The sequence below is a fragment of the Dokdonella sp. genome (genome assembly GCF_035511235.1).
GTDB lineage: Bacteria > Pseudomonadota > Gammaproteobacteria > Xanthomonadales > Rhodanobacteraceae > Dokdonella.
The window spans coordinates 126,020-144,811 of record NZ_DATKFQ010000033.1 but is presented as its reverse complement, the minus strand read 5'-3'; the positions used below and the strand labels follow the sequence as shown (position 1 = coordinate 144,811).

General features: G+C 70.8%; 13 protein-coding genes. 5 read left to right on the top strand and 8 right to left on the bottom strand.

Features of this window, described 5'->3' with window-relative positions; genetic code table 11:
• Positions 1-432: 432 nt before the first annotated feature.
• Together VMR06_RS13695 and VMR06_RS13690 are read right to left on the bottom strand one after the other, a co-directional pair.
• Entirely contained in the window at positions 433-993 is a 561-nt protein-coding gene (locus VMR06_RS13695; protein WP_325377201.1) for a hypothetical protein, read from the bottom strand.
• Entirely contained in the window at positions 990-4,037 is a 3,048-nt protein-coding gene (locus tag VMR06_RS13690; RefSeq protein WP_325377199.1) for a CHAT domain-containing tetratricopeptide repeat protein, read from the bottom strand. The genes VMR06_RS13695 and VMR06_RS13690 overlap by 4 nt, the downstream gene beginning before the upstream one ends.
• A 602-nt stretch (positions 4,038-4,639) precedes the next feature.
• On the opposite strand from VMR06_RS13690, the gene VMR06_RS13685 reads away from it, so the two are divergent.
• Positions 4,640-7,699 carry a PQQ-binding-like beta-propeller repeat protein gene (locus VMR06_RS13685; RefSeq protein ID WP_325377196.1) on the top strand — a complete coding sequence of 1,020 codons (3,060 nt, stop codon included), beginning with the start codon at positions 4,640-4,642 and terminating at the stop codon, positions 7,697-7,699.
• A 258-nt stretch (positions 7,700-7,957) separates the two neighbouring features.
• On the top strand, positions 7,958-9,016 hold the full coding sequence (locus VMR06_RS13680; protein ID WP_325377193.1) for a hypothetical protein: 1,059 nt from the start codon (positions 7,958-7,960) through the stop codon (positions 9,014-9,016).
• A 7-nt stretch (positions 9,017-9,023) separates the two neighbouring features.
• Here the strand turns inward: VMR06_RS13680 and VMR06_RS13675 are convergent, their stop codons facing one another.
• The 6 genes from VMR06_RS13675 to VMR06_RS13650 form a co-directional block, all read right to left on the bottom strand.
• Positions 9,024-9,425: an NUDIX hydrolase gene (locus VMR06_RS13675; RefSeq protein ID WP_414648138.1), complete on the bottom strand. Its 402-nt coding sequence runs from the start codon at positions 9,423-9,425 to the stop codon at positions 9,024-9,026.
• A gap of 164 nt (positions 9,426-9,589) precedes the next feature.
• Positions 9,590-10,594 (bottom strand): DJ-1/PfpI family protein, encoded by a 1,005-nt coding sequence (locus VMR06_RS13670; protein WP_325377186.1) that lies wholly within the window; start codon positions 10,592-10,594, stop codon positions 9,590-9,592.
• A gap of 109 nt (positions 10,595-10,703) precedes the next feature.
• Complete coding sequence (locus tag VMR06_RS13665) at positions 10,704-11,663, bottom strand: GlxA family transcriptional regulator (RefSeq protein WP_325377184.1); 960 nt, start codon at positions 11,661-11,663, stop codon at positions 10,704-10,706.
• Between the two features lie 486 nt (positions 11,664-12,149).
• On the bottom strand, positions 12,150-12,620 hold the full coding sequence (gene ybeY / locus VMR06_RS13660; RefSeq protein WP_325377182.1) for an rRNA maturation RNase YbeY: 471 nt from the start codon (positions 12,618-12,620) through the stop codon (positions 12,150-12,152).
• A gap of 7 nt (positions 12,621-12,627) precedes the next feature.
• Positions 12,628-13,488: a hypothetical protein gene (locus VMR06_RS13655; RefSeq protein ID WP_325377180.1), complete on the bottom strand. Its 861-nt coding sequence runs from the start codon at positions 13,486-13,488 to the stop codon at positions 12,628-12,630.
• Positions 13,485-14,465 carry a PhoH family protein gene (locus VMR06_RS13650; protein WP_325377178.1) on the bottom strand — a complete coding sequence of 327 codons (981 nt, stop codon included), beginning with the start codon at positions 14,463-14,465 and terminating at the stop codon, positions 13,485-13,487. Before VMR06_RS13650 ends, VMR06_RS13655 begins: the two co-directional genes overlap by 4 nt.
• Positions 14,466-14,641: 176 nt before the next feature.
• Here VMR06_RS13650 and VMR06_RS13645 point away from each other — a divergent pair, with 176 nt between their 5' ends.
• The 3 genes from VMR06_RS13645 to VMR06_RS13635 are packed head-to-tail and all read left to right on the top strand — an operon-like array spanning position 14,642 to position 18,674.
• On the top strand, positions 14,642-17,101 hold the full coding sequence (locus VMR06_RS13645; protein ID WP_325377176.1) for a M14 family zinc carboxypeptidase: 2,460 nt from the start codon (positions 14,642-14,644) through the stop codon (positions 17,099-17,101).
• Complete coding sequence (locus VMR06_RS13640; RefSeq protein WP_325377174.1) at positions 17,098-17,874, top strand: ABC transporter ATP-binding protein; 777 nt, start codon at positions 17,098-17,100, stop codon at positions 17,872-17,874. The genes VMR06_RS13645 and VMR06_RS13640 overlap by 4 nt, the downstream gene beginning before the upstream one ends.
• Entirely contained in the window at positions 17,871-18,674 is an 804-nt protein-coding gene (locus VMR06_RS13635; RefSeq protein WP_325377172.1) for an ABC transporter permease, read from the top strand. The genes VMR06_RS13640 and VMR06_RS13635 overlap by 4 nt, the downstream gene beginning before the upstream one ends.
• The last annotated feature ends 118 nt before the right edge of the window (positions 18,675-18,792 follow it).

The following is an 18,792-nucleotide window of genomic DNA, read 5'->3' as shown; positions in this document are numbered from 1 at the left end:
GGGGTGCCCTTCTCTTTGGTTACTTTCTCTGACTCCGCGCATCCTGCGCTCCGCCCTCCGGGCCGGCTTCGCCGTTCGCGCCGCTCCTGCGGCGCAGTGGGCACGCAAGAGAAAGTGACCCGCTCGCCTGGAGGCGAGCGGAAAAAGGCAGGGATGCCGACCGCCTACGAAGCAACAACCATCACGCCGTTTACGCCATTCGCGCCGCTCCAGCGGCGCAGTGGGCACGCAAAGAGAAGTGATCCGCCCGCGGGAGCGAGCGGAAAAACACACATGCCGCTCGCCTCTCAATAGTCGACATGCAACGCCAAGTCGCGAATTAGCCGATCCACTCGCGCAAGGACAATGGACGACCGACAGGCCCGGCCCATCACGGGCGCGACCTCAAAGACCATCACCGACAGAGTCACGCCAGCGCCAGCAACGCCGCACTCAGCCCGACAGCAGTCGCCCGCGCACGCACGCCTCCAGCGCCTCGCGCACACGCAGCGCCCGGTTGCGCAGGGCGTTGAGGCTGATGCCGAGCGCCGCGGCCAGGCGCTGGCGCAGCGCGATGCGTTCGCCGCCGTCGGCGCCGTAGTAGTCGAGGATCAGACGGCTCTGTGCGGGACCGGCCGTGTCGAGGCAGGCGTCGAGCGCGGCGAGCACGGCCTCGTGCCGCACAGCCTCGGCGACCGCGTCTTCGTCGAGCGGCTGCAGAAGCGGATCGTGTTCGGAACGCGCGGCGCGGATCGCCTGCGCCTGTGCTTCCCGCACCAGATAACGCGCGATGCCGAGCGCATAGCCGCCGGTATCCTCGACCGCGACGCCTTCGGCGAGGCGACGGCCGAGCCGGTCGATGGCGATGTCGGCGAGATCCTCGGCCTGGGCCGGCACGTGCAGGCGGAAGAACGCGATCAGCCGGCGACGCAAAGCCTCATAGGCGGCAGCCGCAGCGCGACCGCCGCCCAGATGCGCGAGCAGCGCATGCAGCGGATTGTCCGCCCCGGTCATCGCCAGTCTCCTTGCAGCACGTAGCCCGCCCAATAATACGGCGCCGCCCAGCGCGGCTCGGCGCGCAATGCCCGTTGCGCGCGCGCCAGTGCTTGCGGCGGCAGCAGGCCCTGACGCAGCAGGCCTTCATAGAAGTGGCCCATCAGCGCGGCACCGGCGCGATCGTCGACGGCCCAGAGGCTGGCCAGCACGCGCCGCGCGCCGGCATGGAAGAACGCGCGCGCCAGGCTGAACGGGCCCTCGGCACCCTGGATCGGGCCGATCGCGCCGTCGCAGGCGCCGAGCACCACCAGGTCGACCGGCATGTCCAGCGTGTAGAGATCGTCGGCGCGCAGAACGCCGTCCTGCGGCGTGCCGTCGGCAGCGTAGGCCGACAGGACGATCGCCGACAGGTCCGGCCGCACGACGTCCAGGCGCGCATGCGTCGCGAAATGGACCGTGCCGTAACGCGCCCAGGGCAGCGCCGCAAGCGTCTGGCGACTGGCGTCGAAGCCGTCGATCCAGCGCGACGCGCCGCGATCGGCCAGCGCCAGCAGCGCGCGCGCCTCTCGCCGCGCATACGGCAGCGGCGTGGGCGCGTCGATCGCCGGCACCCCGGTCTGCGGCAGACGCGGATCGTCGGCACGCACGACCGGATCGGCGACGATCGCGACTGCGTCCGGCGCGCCGCTGCGTGCCGCCGCGCGGATGCCGGTGAGTGCCGACAGCGCCGGCAGGTAGACGCGACCGCGTCCGGCGTCCGGCTCCAGCAGCACGAACGGCACCCAGGCGAGAGCGCCGTCGGGGATCGTCACATGCAGCGCATCGTCGGCGGCGTCGGGCAGATCGAGCAGCGTCGTCAGCGCGTGCGCCGCGGCGTCGACTTCGGCGGCGCGCGCGGCCTCGTCGATGGCGATCCGTTCGATCGACTGCGCCGTCGCGGCGGCCGGCGCGGCCGCCACGCGTTCGCGCAGCCGAAGCGCCGCCGTCTCGATCGCGGTGCGGCCCGGCAGCACCGCTGCCGACACGCCGCCGGCCGTGATGCGCCAGCGATAGCTGTGCGGCTCGGCCAGCCACCAGCTGTCGGCCACGATGCCACGGTCGTGCAGGAGCTGAAGGATCGCATCGGACGTCGGCGCCGGCGGATGCGCCAATTCCGCGTAGCGCGGGTTCTGTGCGCGAATCTGGCCGCGCACGGCGTCGAGCCTGCGCTGCGCCTCGGCCACTGCCGCGTCGTCTTCCGCTGCCGCTGCACGCACGGCCAGTTCCGCCGTCCGCTCGGCTTCGAGCAGACCCAGATCGACCGTGTCGGGCAGGGTCAGACGCCGTTCGTTCAATCGATCCTGCAAGGCGCGCGCGCGGGCACGCTCGCTGACCAGGAGCGCCTGCATCGCATGGCCGGCATCGGGCTGTGCGGCGTGGCGCTGCATCAGGATCTCGATCGCGAGGTCGTATGCATCGCGTCGCGTCGCGAAGTACCGGCTGCGCAGCTGCGGCGGGTCGATCACGCCGCGGGTCCCCTCGATCAGGTCGAGCGCCGGCATCACGGCGATGTGCGCCGCGGCCAGGTCGCCGGCGGCCAGCGCGAGTCGCGCGCGCAGGATCAGGACCTGGGCCTCGCCGGATACGTCGTGTGCGCGCTTGGCCTGGTCGAGTGCCGTCGCGGCCGCCCGCGCTGCCGCCTCGTGATCGCCGCGGCGCAGCGCGAGCTCCGCCAGTGCGAGCCGCGCGGCTACGGCATTCGCACTCGCACCGATCGATTCGGCCAGTACGGCCGCCGCTTCCAGGTGGCCGCCGGCCTCGGCATCCTCGCCGCGCAGCGCCGCCACCGAGCCGAGCCCGATCCGCGCATGCGCCTCCTCGCGGCGAAAGCCCTGGGCGAGATCGACGTCCAGCGCGGCACGATAGCCCTGCCATGCGGCGTCGAGTCTGCCTTCGTCCAGATCCAGATCGGCCAGGTTCAACTGCACCTCGGCCAGGCCGGAGACATCGCCACTCTCGCGCCATATCGAGGCGGCCCGCCCCAGCGCGTCGCGGGCCGCGGTGCGATCGCCGGTCTGCCGATAGAGCAGGCCGAGATCGTTCCAGGCCATGCCCTCCACGCGCGGATACGGCGTGGTCCGTAGTGCATCGAGCGTCAGCCGGTACGCGCTCAGGGCCGGTCCGAGTTCACCGCGCTGCAGACGGATCGCCGCGATGCTCTCCTGCACGAACACGGCACGCCTGGCGTCGCCAGCGCGCTCGGCGGTGGCGAGCGCCTCGTTCGCGGTGCGCAAGGCACGTTCGGTATCGCCGAGCGCGCGATGATTCGCGCTGAGGTTGCCGAGCAGCAGTGCCTGGTAGGCCAGGTCGCCGGTGCGGCGATACAGTGCTAGCGCGTCGGTCTGATCGGCGATCGCGCCGGTGAAATCGCCCCGATATCCGCGTGCGGCTCCGCGGGTTCGCAGCGCGGCCGCGCGTTCGGCATCGCCGGCCAGGCCGTCGACACAATGCGAGGCCAAGGCGGTCTCGGCCGCCTGCTGTGCCTCGCGGTAGCGTCCTTGTGCGAAATGGTGCCGCGCACGCCCGGTCTCGACGCGCAGTTGCAGGCAGTCATCGGCCGCGGCCGCGATGAGCGCGCGCTCGTATGCGGCCTCGACCGCCACGTCGTCCTTCGCCGTGCCGGCTTCCTGGCTGCCGGCCGTGCGTCGCAGCGCCTCGGCCTCGGCGAGCCGTTGCAGCGCCTGCGCACGTGCGGTGAGGCGTGTCGTCGTCGGCTGCGGTCGTGAGGTCATGACCTCCACGGTCGCCGGCCGGTCCGGGCGAGTGGAGGAAACCGTCAGCGTCCACTGCGTGGCCCGGTCCCCGGCATCCAGCACGTAGTCGATCCGGCTTCTGAGGCCGGCGTCGTTGCGCAGGCGGATCGGATCGCGAGCCGGTGCCGTCAGCTGCGCCTCGACGGCTCCCTCGCTCTGGTCGAGACCGATCTCGATCGATGCGTGCGCCGGGACATCAAGAGGCAGTACGACCACGTTGCCGGGCGACACCTGGACGCGTATCGCCTCGGCCGGAGATGGTTCCGCCACGTCGCTCGCCGGCGCCTGCGTCGGCGCGACGAGCAAGGCCGTGAAGAGGATCGAGGCGAGTCGGCACGCGGTGACCATGGCGGCATTGTCCACTCACTCGCCGCCGTTGTCGTGACGTGCAGGATGGAGAAAGTGGCGCTCGCGAAGCCGCTCGGCGGATCGCTTGTCATTCTTGGGTTATCGACCGGATCGGTCTCTCGTGCGACCGAGAGACGTACCGTACAGCCGATCGTGCGCACCCTACTCGAGGCGATCGGATCGGAAACGAAACAAAGGCCGGCAAGGCGTGGGGGCCCGTTGCCGCGGAACTCCCGTTTCGCGCGCACTCCGGTCGCCGTGCCGCTGTCCTATTTGACACCCTTCGTTGCGACGCTGAAGGCCGCGGTCACGTCCTAGGCAGCGGACCGGATCGCCGCTGTCCACAAGGCGTGCCGGGACGGCGCTCGCATGGCCGCGGCCGTTCGACGCGCGTGTGCACGATGCGCGTCTCGGTCAGCCGTTCCGATCGACAGGCGGGCAGCGGACATCATTTCCCGATCATCGGCACCGGTGTCCGCGGGACATCGGAACGGGGTCTCTTGCGCAATTGAAAAGGAGCGGTCATGGCAATCGAGAGCGGCTTCATTCGTCGGGGACGTGTGACAGCGCCCCTGCTTCTGGCTTCGATCATCTGCGCACCGTCGGTGCACGCCGCGGACGTCGTATGGGAGACCCGCTTCGATCCGGTCTTCGCGCCCGCCTTCGAGAGTCCGATACCGCTCGATGAGGCTATGGGCGGCGCGCAGCCTTCATCGCAACTGGCGCTCGCACCGGACGGGGATCTGTACTACTACGCGCGCGATGAGATGCAGTACCCGACCGTCACCCGGCTCGCGGGCGCCGATCTGACTCCGATCTGGGCGCGCAGTATGCATACGTACTGGGCGAAGGGATTCAATGCGCTGGACGGCCGGGCGGCAGCGGGCGGTCCGCTGGCGGTGCTCGGCGGCGTCGTGCGCTACGCTCCGGACGGGACATGGCTGTGGGCACGCGGCAGCGCGGGGCGTGTCGGGCATCCGGCCGACGTCGCGCTGCTCGACGACGGCAGCGTGCTGACGGTCGTGTCCGCACAGACGTCCAACGAGCCCGCGCTGGCACGCATCGACCCGCACAGCGGCGCGCTGCGCGACCGCGTGCCACTGCCGGCATCGCTGGCGCCCTGCACGATCGGACTGCTGGCGGTGGGGCCGGCCGATGCCATCTACGTGGCGGCCGGCTGCGCCGATGAGGCGGCCGAACGCACGCAGGTGTTCAGGCTGTCCGCCGACGGCAGCGTCGTATGGACGACGGTCTGGCCGGAGGGCTTCTCGCTCGATCGCAGCGTCTACGGCAGCGAGGTGGCTGACGCGAGCGGGCTGTATCTGGTTCGCAGTCGCCCCGATGCAACCGAAGAACGCGTCAAGCTGTCGGCCGCGGATGGCAGTATGGCGTGGACGCGTGTCGGCAATGCCGGCTTCGCGGCGCTCGATGCGGCGGGACGATTGCTGACCCTGCAAGCTTCCGGCAGCGGGCATCGTGTCGAGGCACTCGACGCTACAACCGGCGCGGTTCTGTGGTCGCAGTCGCGAGCAGCGCAGGAGATGACGATGGCGCTGGCGGGCGCTGCGGTATATCTGGCCGGTACCGACCCCACGCGTTCCGCCGGCGTCGCCGAGCGACTCGACCTCGCGAGCGGTGCGACGGTCTGGCAGACGCCGCTGCCGGCGATGATGGCAGCACGCCTGTTTCGGCCGCGCGACCTGCTGGCCACGCAGTCGCGCGTGTTCGTCGCCGGTTCCGATTGCCTGCCGTGGATCGAATGTCGCGGCCGTCTGTTCGGCCTCGATTCCGAATCGGGTCTGGTGACCGCTGCCGTGCAGCCTGCGATTCCGCAGTCCGCGATCGTCGACGCGATGGCCGATGGTCCGGATCACCAGCTGGTGTCTTCGCTCGAGCAGCGTGAGCAGGGACCGCACGTGCGCGTCAAGCGCATCGATGCAGCCGGTCAGGTGAAGTGGGAGCATCTATGGCCGATCGATACGCCGCTGCCGATCAGCGCCGCGGAGGTCCGCCGTGCCGGCGACGGCGATCTGCTGCTCGCCGCCAACTCGCCGACTTCGTACGAATCCATCCTGCCCGGCTACCCGTACCTCGCCAAATACGGCGAGGACGGCACACTGCGCTGGGCGCGCGAACTGCGGCTGTGGAGCGACCAGGTTACAGCGGGGTTCTCGGCCGGGTCGGACGCAGATGGCAACGTGTTCGTCGGCCTGTGCGCGATAGTCGAAGATGGCAGTTGGATCGGAAACTCGGTGCGGCGGCGAATTCTGCGTCTGAATGGCGCGACCGGCGAAATCGACTGGTCGTTGTCCTTCGACGGGGGGCCGGTCGAAGGTTCGCTGCAACAAGGGGTTCTGCGTCCGAGCGGCACGGCTGACGATATCGACCGGCCGCTGTCCCCTCAGGGAGGACTCTGGGGTTCGTGCCTCGACATCCCCCGGTTCGACGTCATCGATCGTGATCTGCTGCTGTGGGAGGCTCCCGCTCCTGTGGTGCTGGCCGACGCCCCGATGCGGATCGCCGGCGCCGATCATGCCGTGATCTGGAGCAATGCCGCTCTGGCCTCTTCGCAAACCGAGCTGCTCGCGCGCGACGGCGACGACGGCTATCTCGGCCTTGCCGGCGGCCGTATCGTCGCCTTGTCGCTGGCGACCGGACAGCCGCTTTGGAACTACCAGGACGGCGACGCGGAGAGACGCGTCGGCTTCCGGTACGCGCGCATCGCGGACGACGGCGACCTGTACGTCAGCGGCTGGGTTCGCTGGCCATCGCACAATACCCGCATCGTGACGCGTCTGGATGCAGAGGACGGATCGCTGCGCTGGGTGTACGAGACCGAGCAGGACCGCTCCGCCTCGCTACCCAGTGCGAGAGTGCACGACGTCGCCGCTGATCACGTGCTGTTCCTCGATGTGTTCACGACCACGCCAGGCTATACGCACGTCCGCGTGTCGCGCTTGGATCGTGCCAGCGGCACGCCGATCGACGCCAGCGTGAACGCCCAGGGCTGGGTCGACGAGGCGCTGCCTGCCGATCTACTGAGCGTTCGCGCGGTCGCGTCGGACGGCGGCCTGCTGGTGGCCGGTTCATCATCCGGACCGGAAGAACCGATCCGGCCGTGGGTCGCCAAGGTCGTCGCGCCCGATCGGGCGCGCCACGGCAATCTGGCGACCTCGTTGGCGGTCGAGCCGGCGCTGGCCTCCGTCGGTGAATCGGTGCAGGTTCGCATGCAGGTCAGCTATGTCGGCGATGCGCCTGCCGAAGGCGTGATCGTATGGGTTCGATCGCCCGATTCGCCGGTCGCCGGGCTCTTTCCCGATGCGCTGGTCTGGAGCGATCCGGTCTGCACCTCAGCCAACGGCGTCTGCACGGTCGAAACGACACCGGCCGGCTTGCGTGCGCGACTCGACCTGCCTGCCGATGGCGAAGCGCAGATCGTCGCGACGGCGCGCCTCGTTGCCGCGATGCCGGGCTTGAGCGCCGAAGCCTACGCGCCATACGGATTGTTCGAGCCGGACCTGGGCGACAATTACGACGCGGCGTGGATTGGGCCCGATGCTCTATTCGCCGACGGATTCGACTGAGTTAGCCGAACATGACGGCCGTCCCTTGTCGCGGCGCGAGACGGGCAGAGCAGTGCGTGGCACGAGACGAGCGCCGTTATCGGCATCGTGCCGCGCACTCGCCGTCCTCCGGGCGGCTCCGGTCACAGCGGCGGACGGTCGGCGAATCGCCGTCGGCTCGCCGAATGCCGAAGCGATCTTCGACGCGCGCCCTTGCGCACGGTGCGCGGATGCGTAAGGTGGCGCGCTGCGCCCGATCGGGCGGACGAGGGGATACCGATGAGCGTCAAAGCCTGGGCGACGGCCGCCCTGTTCGTGGTGCTGTTCGCGGCGGGCCTGCCGTGCCGCGCGGCCGGCGTCGGCATCGCCGCGCTGGAGATCGCCGATCCGGTCGGCGGCGGCACGATGAGCGGCTATCTGTTCTATCCGGCCAGCGCTTCGGCCGGCGGTACCACGACGCTGGGGCCTTACACGGTGGCGGCGACGCGCGATGCACCGGCGCTGGCCGGCGCGAAGCCGCTGATCGTGATCTCGCACGGGCAGGCCGGCTCCAGTCTCGGTCATCACGACCTGGCGACGACGCTGGCCGCGGCCGGTTTCCTGGTCGCCACGGTCGAGCATCCCAAGGACAATCACCGCGACGCCGGCGGCGTCGGCACTTCGGCCGTGCTGGTCGGCCGACCGGTGCAGGTCTCGGCGACGATCGACGCCCTGCTCGCGGATGCACGCTGGAAGGACCGGATCGATCCGCGCCGGATCGGCGTGGCCGGCTACTCGGTCGGCGGCTACACGGCACTGATGACGGTCGGTGCGGTGCCGCGCTTCGTCCGGCTGATCGGCTACTGCACGCGTCACCGCAACGCCGGTGCGATCTGCAACGACGCGCGGCGGCTGTCCGCCGATGCGCGCGCGCACGGCACCTCGCTGCAGGGGCTGTTGGGCGTCGTGCAGGACGATCTCACGCGCTGGGGGCCGACCGCCGATCCGCGCATCCGCGCCGCCTTCGTGATGGCGCCGCTCGGTCTGCTGTTCGACGCGGCGGGCCTGGCGGCGGTGAACCGGCCGGTATTCCTGGCCTACGGCGAACACGACGAGATCCTGCTGCCGCCGGAGAACGCGCTGCACGTCAAGCGCGAGGTGAAGACGCTGGACGGCGTGCGCGCGGTGCCGAAGGCCGATCACTGGGTGTTCCTGGCGCCATGCTCGGCGGCGCTGGCCGAGACGATGCCGGAGCTGTGCCGCGATCCGGACGGCGTCTACCGCGCGGCCGTGCACGCCCAGGTCGATGCCGATGCGGTCGCGTTCTTCCGCAAGACCCTGGACGCCGCCGGCGACTGAGCCCGGCTCAGCGGTCGCGCGCGGCGACGTGCGGCAGGATGTGCTCGGCGCTGAGCGGCGCGACCGGCACCGCGAACGGACCGCGCGGCGATACCCAGGCCACGGCCTCGATCTCGGCCTGCGGCACCGGCAGGCCGTCGATCTCGATCGCGTAGACCTCGGCGCGGACGCGGCGGCCCGGCTCGTTGACCGCACAGGCTTCGAACTCGCCGAGCCTGGCTGCGCTGTCCAGCCGCGCCCGGACGCCGAGCTCTTCCTTCAGCTCGCGCGCGAGCGTCGTCAACGAGGCCTCGCCAGCCTCGCGCTTGCCGCCGGGCTGGATGAAGACGGCCGAGCCGCGCTTGCGCACCAGCAGGACGTGGCCGCGGTCGTCACGGATGACGGCGGCCACGGTGAGGATCTTCGGCATCGGCATAGACGGTGCGGCGCTGGCGAGGGTGCGTGATTCTAGGCGTTCAGGCGGCGCGGCGTGTTCGCTCAGCGAGCCGGACGCCGCCGGGAACCGCCGGTGTGTGGCCGACACGGAGCTGTGGTGATGCGGATGCAGCCGATGCGCCATGCCCATGGTCGCTGTCACGGCGCGTCGATACTCAGCTCGAGGTCGAAACGGCCGGCTGTCTCGGCCGAGGTCGCCGCCGTCAGCGTGACAGGCCGGCCGTCGCCGTCGCGATGCCAGCGCCAGGCTTCGCCGTCGCGGGTCCAGCCGCCGACCGCGGCGATGCCGTCGGCGATCAGGCCAAGCAGGGCTTCGGGCGAGGTCGCGGTGACGATGCGATAGCGCTTGCGCCAGCGATGCTCGTCGCCGAACGAGGTCAGCTCGGTGGCCGCCATGTCGGCCGGCCAGGCGATCTTCTTGTCCCATTGCCGCACCAGATGGCGATCGGCCATGCGCGAGCGGACGAAGCCGCCACCGGGCCGCCAGTCATACTCGAGCCTCAGCGCGACCGTGCGCGCGACGTCCTCGCCGCGCAGGCGATCGACGACGTGAAGGGCCGCGTCCATGCCAGAGGACAGACCCGCTGAAGTGATCAGCTTGCCGTTGTCGGTCCAGCGCACGTCGTCGATCACCTGCACCTTCGGATAACGCTCGGCCAGTTCGTGCAGCCGCGGAAAGTAGGTCGTGGCGCGCTGCCCGTCGAGCAGGCCGGTCGCGGCGAGGATCGCCGCGCCGGTGCAGACCGTCAGCACGTGTCGTGCCGGTGCCGCCTTGCGCCGGATGAAATCCAGTACGGCGGTGTCGCGCTCGGCTTGCGCGACGTCTCCGCCGGGCACGACCAGCACGTCGAACGCCGGCGCGTCGGCGAAGGCATGGTCGGGCGTGACGCGCAGGCCCATCGCGGTGGTGACCGGCTTGCCGTTGGCCGAGACGGTCGCGACGCCGAACCCGGCCGCACCGAACACTTCGTAGGGCGCCGCGAAATCGATGATCTGGACGCCGTCGAACAGCACGATGCCGACGCGCACCGTCGGCTCCGTGCGCGGTTCGTGGGCGGCGAGGGCCGTCGCCGTCGTCAGCGTGAGCGCGAACAGGCCGGTGAGCAGGGCGAGCGGACCGGCGGCCCGGGACGAGCGGCGCATGGCGATCTCCAGCAGTGTGAATGGCGACCCAGCCTAGCCGGACCGTCCGCGCAAAAACGGACGAAGGCCACGCAGATGCGGACAACCCCGGCCGTCCGGCGCCGGCGTGCTACGGCGTGCCGAATCGCGAGCGGTACTCGCCGGGCGAGACGCCGAGCCGGCGCACGAACGCTCGGCGCATCGCCTCGGCGGAGGCGAAACCGCAATCGGCGGCGATGCGCTTGAGGTCGCGCGAGGTATGCTCCAGCAGCGGCTTGGCGGCCTCGACGCGGCGCTGCTCGACATAGGTACGCGGCGTGGTGCCGAACGCATCGGCGAAGCGTCGTGCGAGCTGACGCGGACTCAGGTGCAAGCGCTGCGCGAGACGTGCCGCGTCCAGATCCGCTTGCAGGTTCTCGCCGATCCAGACCGCGAGCCGAGCCAGCGGCCCGGGCAGGTCCAGCACCTGGAGCGCATCGCTGAACTGGCTCTGCCCGCCGGCCCGCTTGCTCGCCATCACCATGCGCTTGGCGACCTTCAGCGCCAGCGGCAGCCCGTGGTCCGCGGTCACCATCGCCAGCGCCAGATCCATTCCCGCGGTGATGCCGGCCGAGGTCCAGACGGTACCGTCGTGCGTGTAGATCGCATCGGGCTCGACCTGCACGCGCCGATAGCGGCGCAGGTCGGCCAGATCGCGCCAGTGGGTGGTCGCGCGGCGGCCGTCGAGCAGGCCGGCCTCGGCCAGCAGCAGCGCGCCGCTGCACACCGAGGCGATCCGCGGCACGCGCGGCGCGACCTCGCGCAGCCAGCCGACCAGCGCCGTATCGGCGCGTGCCCGATCGAGCGCATCGCCCATGCCGCCGCAGACCAGCAGCGTGTCGGTATCGGCCGGCAGATCCTCGCAGCGCAGGTCCGGCAGCAGGCGCAGTCCCGATGCGGTCGTGACCGGTCCGGTACCGCGCGCGAGGAGATGCAGCCGGTACAGCGGCGGCGTGTCCGGCGCGTCCTCGCGCGCCTGCCGGTCGGCGAGCGCGAACACCTCCAACGGCCCGCTGACGTCCAGCGACTGCGCGCCGTCATAGACGAGCATGCACACGGTCCGGGCCGGGTGCGGAGGGAGGGTCGTGGTGACAGGCGAATGATGGCGTGGCATGGCGAGACTCGATCGATGGCGTCACGCGGCGCCGTCGTGGCGGCTGCTCCGTTCCGGTTGGTGTTGCGGCTCGGCGATTGTGCGCGTGGACTGGAGCGTTCGGAACGACCGGGGCTCCGGTCGGCACGCGCTCGGCGAGGTCGCGAACCGGAACAAGCCGGCTTTTCCACGCGTGCCCGCCTGAGATGCCGTGCCGATGCCCGATACGGATCGGCGAGGGCGGTCGGATCGGTGGTGCGACGGAACATCGGTCGCGAAGCGACCGTGCGCGGGCTCTCCTGCATCGAAGGTCTCGGCAGACAACGTGCGTTGGCGATGATCGAGATTCCGTCCACGCACGCTGCCTCCGCTTTCCGTGAAGCATGTCCGGATGCTCACGGCTGTCCGGAGGCGCGGACGCTCGGGCCCGAGCGCGTGGTCCGCTCAGACCCGATACGGATCGGCGATGCCAAAGCCGGCCAGCACGCGCGTTTCGAGCGCTTCCATGCGTTCGGCGTCGGCGTCGTGCTCGTGGTCGTAGCCGAGCAGGTGCAGCACGCCGTGCACGGTCAGGTGCGCATAGTGGTCACGGGCGGCCTTGCCCTGTTCGGCCGCCTCGCGCGCGACGACCGGCGCGCAGATCACCAGGTCGCCGATCAGCGGCAGGCGCAGTCCCGGCGGCAGATCGGTCGGGAACGACAGCACGTTGGTCGCGTAGTCGCGACCGCGGTACTGGAGGTTGAGCAGCCGGCCTTCGTCGATACCGACCAGGCGGATCGACAGTTCCGTGGCGCGCCGCCGCCGCGCACCGGCGGCCGCGGCGGCGGCCCAGCGCTCGAAGCTCGCGCGCTGCGGCAGGCCGTGGCGCGGCAGGCCCGGCGCCAGCGACAGATGGACGATCGGGGCCTCGGTCAAGCTGGCGTCACCGCTCGAAATCGTCGATGAACAGCGAGGGCGCGCAGCTGCTGCCGTGCAGGCTGACGCGCGCGCCGCTCGATTCGGGCACGAGGATCTGAGCGGTGCGGCGGTCGTAGTCGATGTCGGCGGGACTGGCCAGACCATCGGCGACGACGATCGGCGTCGAGTCGATCGCGAACGGACGGTCGAAGCGGCGCAGGCAGCCGCCGGCCGCGCCGCAGCCGCTCCAGGCCGCTACGAACAGCGTGCCATCGCAGTCGAGCACGATGCCGTCGATATTGCCGAGCGTGGTCTGGATCAGCGTCTGCGGCGTCGCGCCGGGCGTGCCGAGGTCCAGGCTCAGCACCTTCGCATTGCTGCCCCAGGTCGCGATCAGCAGGCGGTTCTCGTCGCGGTCGTAGACGACGCCGTTCGGCGTGGCGGTGCCGGTCGAGGTCAGCTGCTCCTGCGTCGGCGCGCCGAGATCGCCGACGCCGACCCGATAGACGCGACGGCCGTTGAAGTCGGTGACGTAGAGCGTATCGGTGCCGTTGGAGGTGATGCCGTTGAGGAAGACCGCGCCGGTCAGCGCGAGATTCATGACCGGCTCGGCGCTGTCGATGTCGTAGCCCTTGACGCGGCCCGAGTCGAGCACGAACAGCGTGCCGGCGAGCAGCTCGATGCCGTACGGCGAGGACGGGTCCGACGTGAACACGCTGAGCGCGCCGTCGTCGGCGCGTGCGAGGACGTTGCCGCCGCCGGTGTTGCTGACCAGGCTGCGCTTGAGCCGCGGATGGGCCTCCACGCTCTCGGGATTGGAATAGGTCTGGGCGGCGGCGGGCAGGGCCGTGCAGGCGACGAGCGCGGCGGCGAGAATGCGGATCACGAGGACTCCTTCGATGTGCTCTCGTGAGCCTCGTAGGCGCGCACGATGCGTTGGACCAGCGGATGGCGGACCACGTCCTTGGCGTTGAAGAACGTGAAGCTGATGCCGTCGACGTCACGCAGCACTTCGATCGCATCGCGCAGGCCCGAACGGACGTGGCGCGGCAGATCGGTCTGGGTGACGTCGCCGGTGACGACCGCGACCGAGCCGAAGCCGATGCGCGTCAGGAACATCTTCATCTGCTCGACGGTGGTGTTCTGCGCCTCGTCGAGGATCACGAACGAATCGTTGAGCGTGCGCCCGCGCATGTAGGCGAGCGGCGCGATCTCGATCACGTTGCGCTCGATCAGCTTGGTGACGCGCTCGATGCCGAGCATCTCGTACAGCGCGTCGTACAGCGGGCGCAGGTACGGATCGACCTTCTGCGTCAGGTCGCCGGGCAGGAAGCCGAGCTTCTCGCCGGCCTCGACCGCCGGACGCACCAAGATCAGCCGCTGCGCGCGGTTGTCGTTGAGCGCATCGACCGCCATCGCGACGGCGAGGTAGGTCTTGCCGGTGCCGGCCGGACCGATGCCGAAGTTGATGTCGTGCGTGGCGATCGCGTGCAGATAGCGCGCCTGGTTCGGGCCGCGGCCGCGGATCGTGCCGCGCTTGACCTTGACCGCGACCTCCTGGACGCCTTCGGCGGCGGCCGCGGCCATCGCCTCCACGCCCGATTCCTGCAGGTGCAGATTGATCTGGTGCGGACTCAAGGTCTCTTCCGCGGTCGCCGCGTAGAGCTGCTGCAGCAGGCGCGTGGCCAGCTGCACCGGACGCGCGTCGCCGATCACGCGGAACACGTGGCCGCGGTTGGCGATCTCGACGCCGAGCCGCAGCTCGATCTGGCGCAGGTGTTCGTCGAACGGGCCGACCAGGTTCGCGAGGCGCTCGTTGTCGTCCGGCTCCAGGGTGAAATCGTGCTGGGTGGGTTCGGTCATAGGCGCGCGAGGGTAGCGCGGCGGATCGGTCGGCGTCACGCCGCGCCGGATGCCGGCGCAGCGCCTGTTCAGTCCCGCGATGCCGATCCGTGCGGCAGCGTACGCATCCATCGTGCGTGGTCTTCGCAGCAAGCGACCGCTACCATCCGCCGCTCGCCTACGCTCGGAATCACCGCATGTCCGCCGCCTCGCGTCGACGCCGCCGTCTCGTCCTGGCCCTGATCGTCGCGTCGGCCTGGCCGCTGCAGGCCCCGGCCGCACGCTGGATCGCCCAGTTCGACTACGCCGATGCGGCCGCGCGCGACCGGCTCGTCGCGGCGTTCGGTCATCCCGAGGTCGATCCGCTGCGCCGCCGCGTCACCGCCGAGGCCGACGACGCGACGCTGGCGCGCCTGGTCGCCGAAGGCTTCGCGCCGCGCATCGACGCGGTTGCCAGTGCTCGTCTGCAGGCGTTCGAGCGCGACGGCGGCGCACTGCGCGCGATCCCGGGCTTTGCGTGCTATCGCACGGTCGACGATACGCATGCGCGGCTGCAGCAGCTGGCTGCCGCGTATCCGGCGCTGGCGAACGTGGTGCCGATCGGACCGTCGTGGCGGCGCATGCAGGATCCGGCCAGCGGCCATCTGCTCGAAGTGCTGCGGCTGACCCAGTCCGGTACCGACGGCACATTTCCCGACAAGCCGGCGCTGTTCGTGCTCGGCGGCATCCATGGTCGCGAGTACGTCACGGCCGAGACCGCGCTGCGCTTCGGCGAATGGCTGGTCGAGCGCTACGGGCGCGACGCCGATGCGACGATGCTGCTCGACCACTATCAGGTGCATCTGCTCGTGCAGGCCAATCCGGACGGCCGCGCGATCGCCGAAACCGGCGTGCTCTGGCGCAAGAACGCCGACGACGCGTTCGGGGCCTGCGCCGCACAGCCGCCGACCGGCAGCTATCACGCCGGCGTCGACCTCAACCGCAACTATCCGTTCAACTGGAACGCGGGCGGCAGCAGCGCCGATCCGTGCGCGCAGACCTTCCGCGGCCCGGCGGCGGCGTCGGAGCCGGAGACGCAGGCCGTCATGACCTATATCGCCGGCGTGCAGGCCGGCGCCGGCCTGCCGTACGCGGGCGGTCTCTACATCGACCGCCGTACCGACGACCGCCTGACGCCGGCGCCCGACACGACGACCGGCGTCGTGCTCGATCTGCACAGCAACGGCCGGCTGGTGCTGTGGCCATGGGGCGATACTGCCACGGCGCCGCCCAATGGCGCCGCGCTGGAACGCTTCGGCCGCCGCATCGGCTGGCACAACGGCTACATGCCGATCGTCTCCAACGGCATCGGCGCGACCAGCGGCACCACGCCGGACACCGCCTACGGTGCGCTCGGCGTCGCCGCGTACACGATCGAACTCGGCGGCCTGGACTTCTTCCAGGATTGCGCGGCGTTCGAGGACGACACCTGGCCGAAGAACCTGGCCGGCCTGCGCTACGCCGCGCGCAACCTCGCCGCACCGTACCGGCTGCCGGCCGGCCCCGACGTCGCCGAGGTGCGCGTCGAGCCGGATCTGATCGTCGCCGGCGAGACCGCGACGATCCGCGCGCGTGCCGACGACGGCGGCTACGCGGCCTACGGCACCGCGCCGGCGGTGTTCGCGATCGCCGCGGCCGGCGCCGGCATCGGCACGCTGCCGTGGCAGGCCGCTTCGGCCCTGCCGATGACGGCCGACGACGGCGCGTTCGACCAGGCGGCCGAGACCGTGTCGCGCGTCATTGCCGCCGACACGCTCGGCCCCGGCCGTCATCTCGTGCACGTGCAGGCGCGCAATGCGGCCGGTGCCGACGGCCCGCCGGCTTCGGCCTTCGTCGAGGTGGCCGCAGCCGGCGCGGTCGCGACCGTCGCCGGCACGGTCCGCGATCGCACCAGCGGCCTGCCAGTGGCAGGGGCGCAGGTGCGCATCGTCGAGCCCGACGGCGATCTGCGCACGCTGCCGGCCGCCGCCGACGGCGGCTATCGCCTGCACGCGCATCCGGGTGCGGTGACGCTCGAGGCGCGCCGCTTCGGCTATCTGCCCGAGCGCATCGAGAACTTCGCACTGAGCGCCGGCGTGACACGCAGCCGCGATCTCGCGCTGAGCCGGCAATGCAATGCGTTCGCCGACGATGCCGAAGGCGGCAATCCCGGCTGGACCGCGCAGCCGGCCAGCGGCGGCTGGGGCGTCGAGACGATCGCAACCGGCGAGCACGTCTGGAACGACAGCCCGGGCGGCCGCTATCCGTCCGGCACCGACCTGCGCCTGACCTCGCCGGCGCTGGACCTGTCCGGCTATGCGGCGGTCACGCTCGCGTTCGACGAGCGCTGCGCGACCGAGGAAACCTACGATACCGGCGTCGTCGAGGTCTCGACCGATGCGGCGCACGCGGTCTGGACCGAGGTCTACCGCTGCAGCGGCCGGGCCGCCTGGCGGCAGGTGACGCTCGACCTGCCGCAACTGGCCGGACAGGCCGACGTGCGGCTGCGCCTGCGCACGCGCAGCGACGGCTCCGGCGAGTTCGACGGCTGGAGCGTCGACGATCTGAGGCTCGGCCTGCCGGATGCGGCGTGCCGCGTCGGCGTCGATCCGCTGTTCGACGACGGGTTCGAGCCGTGAGCGCGGTGACTGCGGATGCCGCCGCGGCGGCGCAGCCGGTGCTGGCGGTCGCCGATCTTCGCAAGCGCTACGGCACGACGACCGCGGTCGACGGCATCTCGTTCACGGTCGACCGCGGCGAGATCGTCGGCCTGCTCGGCCCCAACGGCGCCGGCAAGACGACCACGATCAACATGGTGCTCGGCCTGCTCGAACCGAGTGCCGGCACGATCCGCATCGACGGCGTCGATCTGGCGCGGCAGCGTTCGCGCGCGCTGGCGCGCTGCAATTTCGCGGCGGTCTACGCGGCGCTGCCGGGCAATCTGACCGTGCGCCAGAATCTGCGCTGGTTCGGCATGATCTATGACGTGCCGGATCTGTCGCGGCGCATCGATGCGCTGCTGGAACGGCTCGATCTGGTGCGTTTCGCCGACACGCGCTGCGGCCTGCTGTCCTCGGGCGAGCAGTCGCGCGTGGGCCTGGCCAAGGCGATGCTCAACGATCCGGTTCTGCTGCTGCTCGACGAGCCGACCGCCTCGCTCGATCCGGCCACCGCCGAGGATCTGCGCGGTCTGATCCGCGGCATCGCCGACCAGGGCCGCGGCGGCATCCTGTGGACCTCGCACAACATGCACGAGGTGCAGGCCGTCTGCGACCGCGTCCTGTTTCTGGCCGACGGACGCATCCTGCTCGAAGGCGATCCGCGCGCGCTGCCGGCCGAGCACGGCGTCGAGTCGCTCGATGCGCTGTTCATCCGGCTGGCGCGCCGTCCGCTGACCGAGGGCACACCATGAAGCCACGCCGTATCGGTGCCGTCGTGCTGCGCCAGTTCTACCTGATGCGCGCCAGCCCGACCCGTCTGGTGCCGGCGTTCGCGTGGAGCGCGATCGACATCGTGCTGTGGGGCTTCATCACGCGCTACCTGGCCACGCTGTCCGATCAGGGGCCGGTACTGGCGCTCGGCCTGCTCGGCGCGGTGCTGCTGTGGAACTTCTTCGGCCGCATCATGCACGGCGTGACGACCGCGTTCTTCGAGGACGTGTGGTCGCGCAATCTGATGAACCTGTTCGCGACGCCGCTGGCGATCTCCGAATACGTGACCGGCCTGGTGCTGACCAGCCTGGCGACCGGCGCGATCGCGCTGACGGTCATGCTGGCGCTGGCCGCCGGCGTGTTCGGGCTGTCGTTCGCGGCCTACGGCCTGGCCTTCGTGCCGTTCCTGCTGATCCTGCTGCTGTTCGGCATCGGCCTCGGGATACTCGCCAGCGCGATCGTGCTGCGGCTCGGGCCCGCGTCGGAATGGCTGATCTGGCCGATCCCGGCCCTGCTCTCGCCGTTCGCGGCGGTGTTCTATCCGCTGTCGATCCTGCCCGGCTGGATGCAGGCGATCGCCCGTCTGCTGCCGCCGGCGTATGTGTTCGAGGGCATGCGCGCGATCGTCGCCGGGCAGCCGTTTCCGCTGCACGTGCTCGCCGTCGCGGCTGCGTTGGCGGTCGCACAAGTGCTGGCCGCCTATGCGTTTTTCGTCTGCATCCACCGGGGTGCCGTGCGCAGCGGCCTGCTCGCGCGCTACAGCGCCGAAAGCGTCGGCTGAAGCGGCCGGGCCGGCGGTTATGGGCCGGTTTTCGCATCGGCGTCCAGGTTGACAGCGGCTCGCGCGACTGCCGAGAATCGCGATCCCTTCTGGCCGGGCCCGCCCCGATTCCGATGCG

Excerpts from the sequence above, each read along its gene's own strand:
- VMR06_RS13665 (WP_325377184.1), bottom strand. The coding sequence starts at position 11,663 with ATGCTCGTCTATGACGGCGCGCAGTCGCTGGACGTCAGCGGGCCGTTG.
- VMR06_RS13695 (WP_325377201.1), bottom strand. The coding sequence starts at position 993 with ATGACCGGGGCGGACAATCCGCTGCATGCGCTGCTCGCGCATCTGGGC.
- VMR06_RS13645 (WP_325377176.1), top strand. The coding sequence starts at position 14,642 with ATGTCCGCCGCCTCGCGTCGACGCCGCCGTCTCGTCCTGGCCCTGATC.
- VMR06_RS13680 (WP_325377193.1), top strand. The coding sequence starts at position 7,958 with ATGAGCGTCAAAGCCTGGGCGACGGCCGCCCTGTTCGTGGTGCTGTTC.
- VMR06_RS13670 (WP_325377186.1), bottom strand. The coding sequence starts at position 10,594 with ATGCGCCGCTCGTCCCGGGCCGCCGGTCCGCTCGCCCTGCTCACCGGC.
- VMR06_RS13635 (WP_325377172.1), top strand. The coding sequence starts at position 17,871 with ATGAAGCCACGCCGTATCGGTGCCGTCGTGCTGCGCCAGTTCTACCTG.
- VMR06_RS13675 (WP_414648138.1), bottom strand. The coding sequence starts at position 9,425 with ATGCCGAAGATCCTCACCGTGGCCGCCGTCATCCGTGACGACCGCGGC.
- VMR06_RS13685 (WP_325377196.1), top strand. The coding sequence starts at position 4,640 with ATGGCAATCGAGAGCGGCTTCATTCGTCGGGGACGTGTGACAGCGCCC.
- VMR06_RS13650 (WP_325377178.1), bottom strand. The coding sequence starts at position 14,465 with ATGACCGAACCCACCCAGCACGATTTCACCCTGGAGCCGGACGACAAC.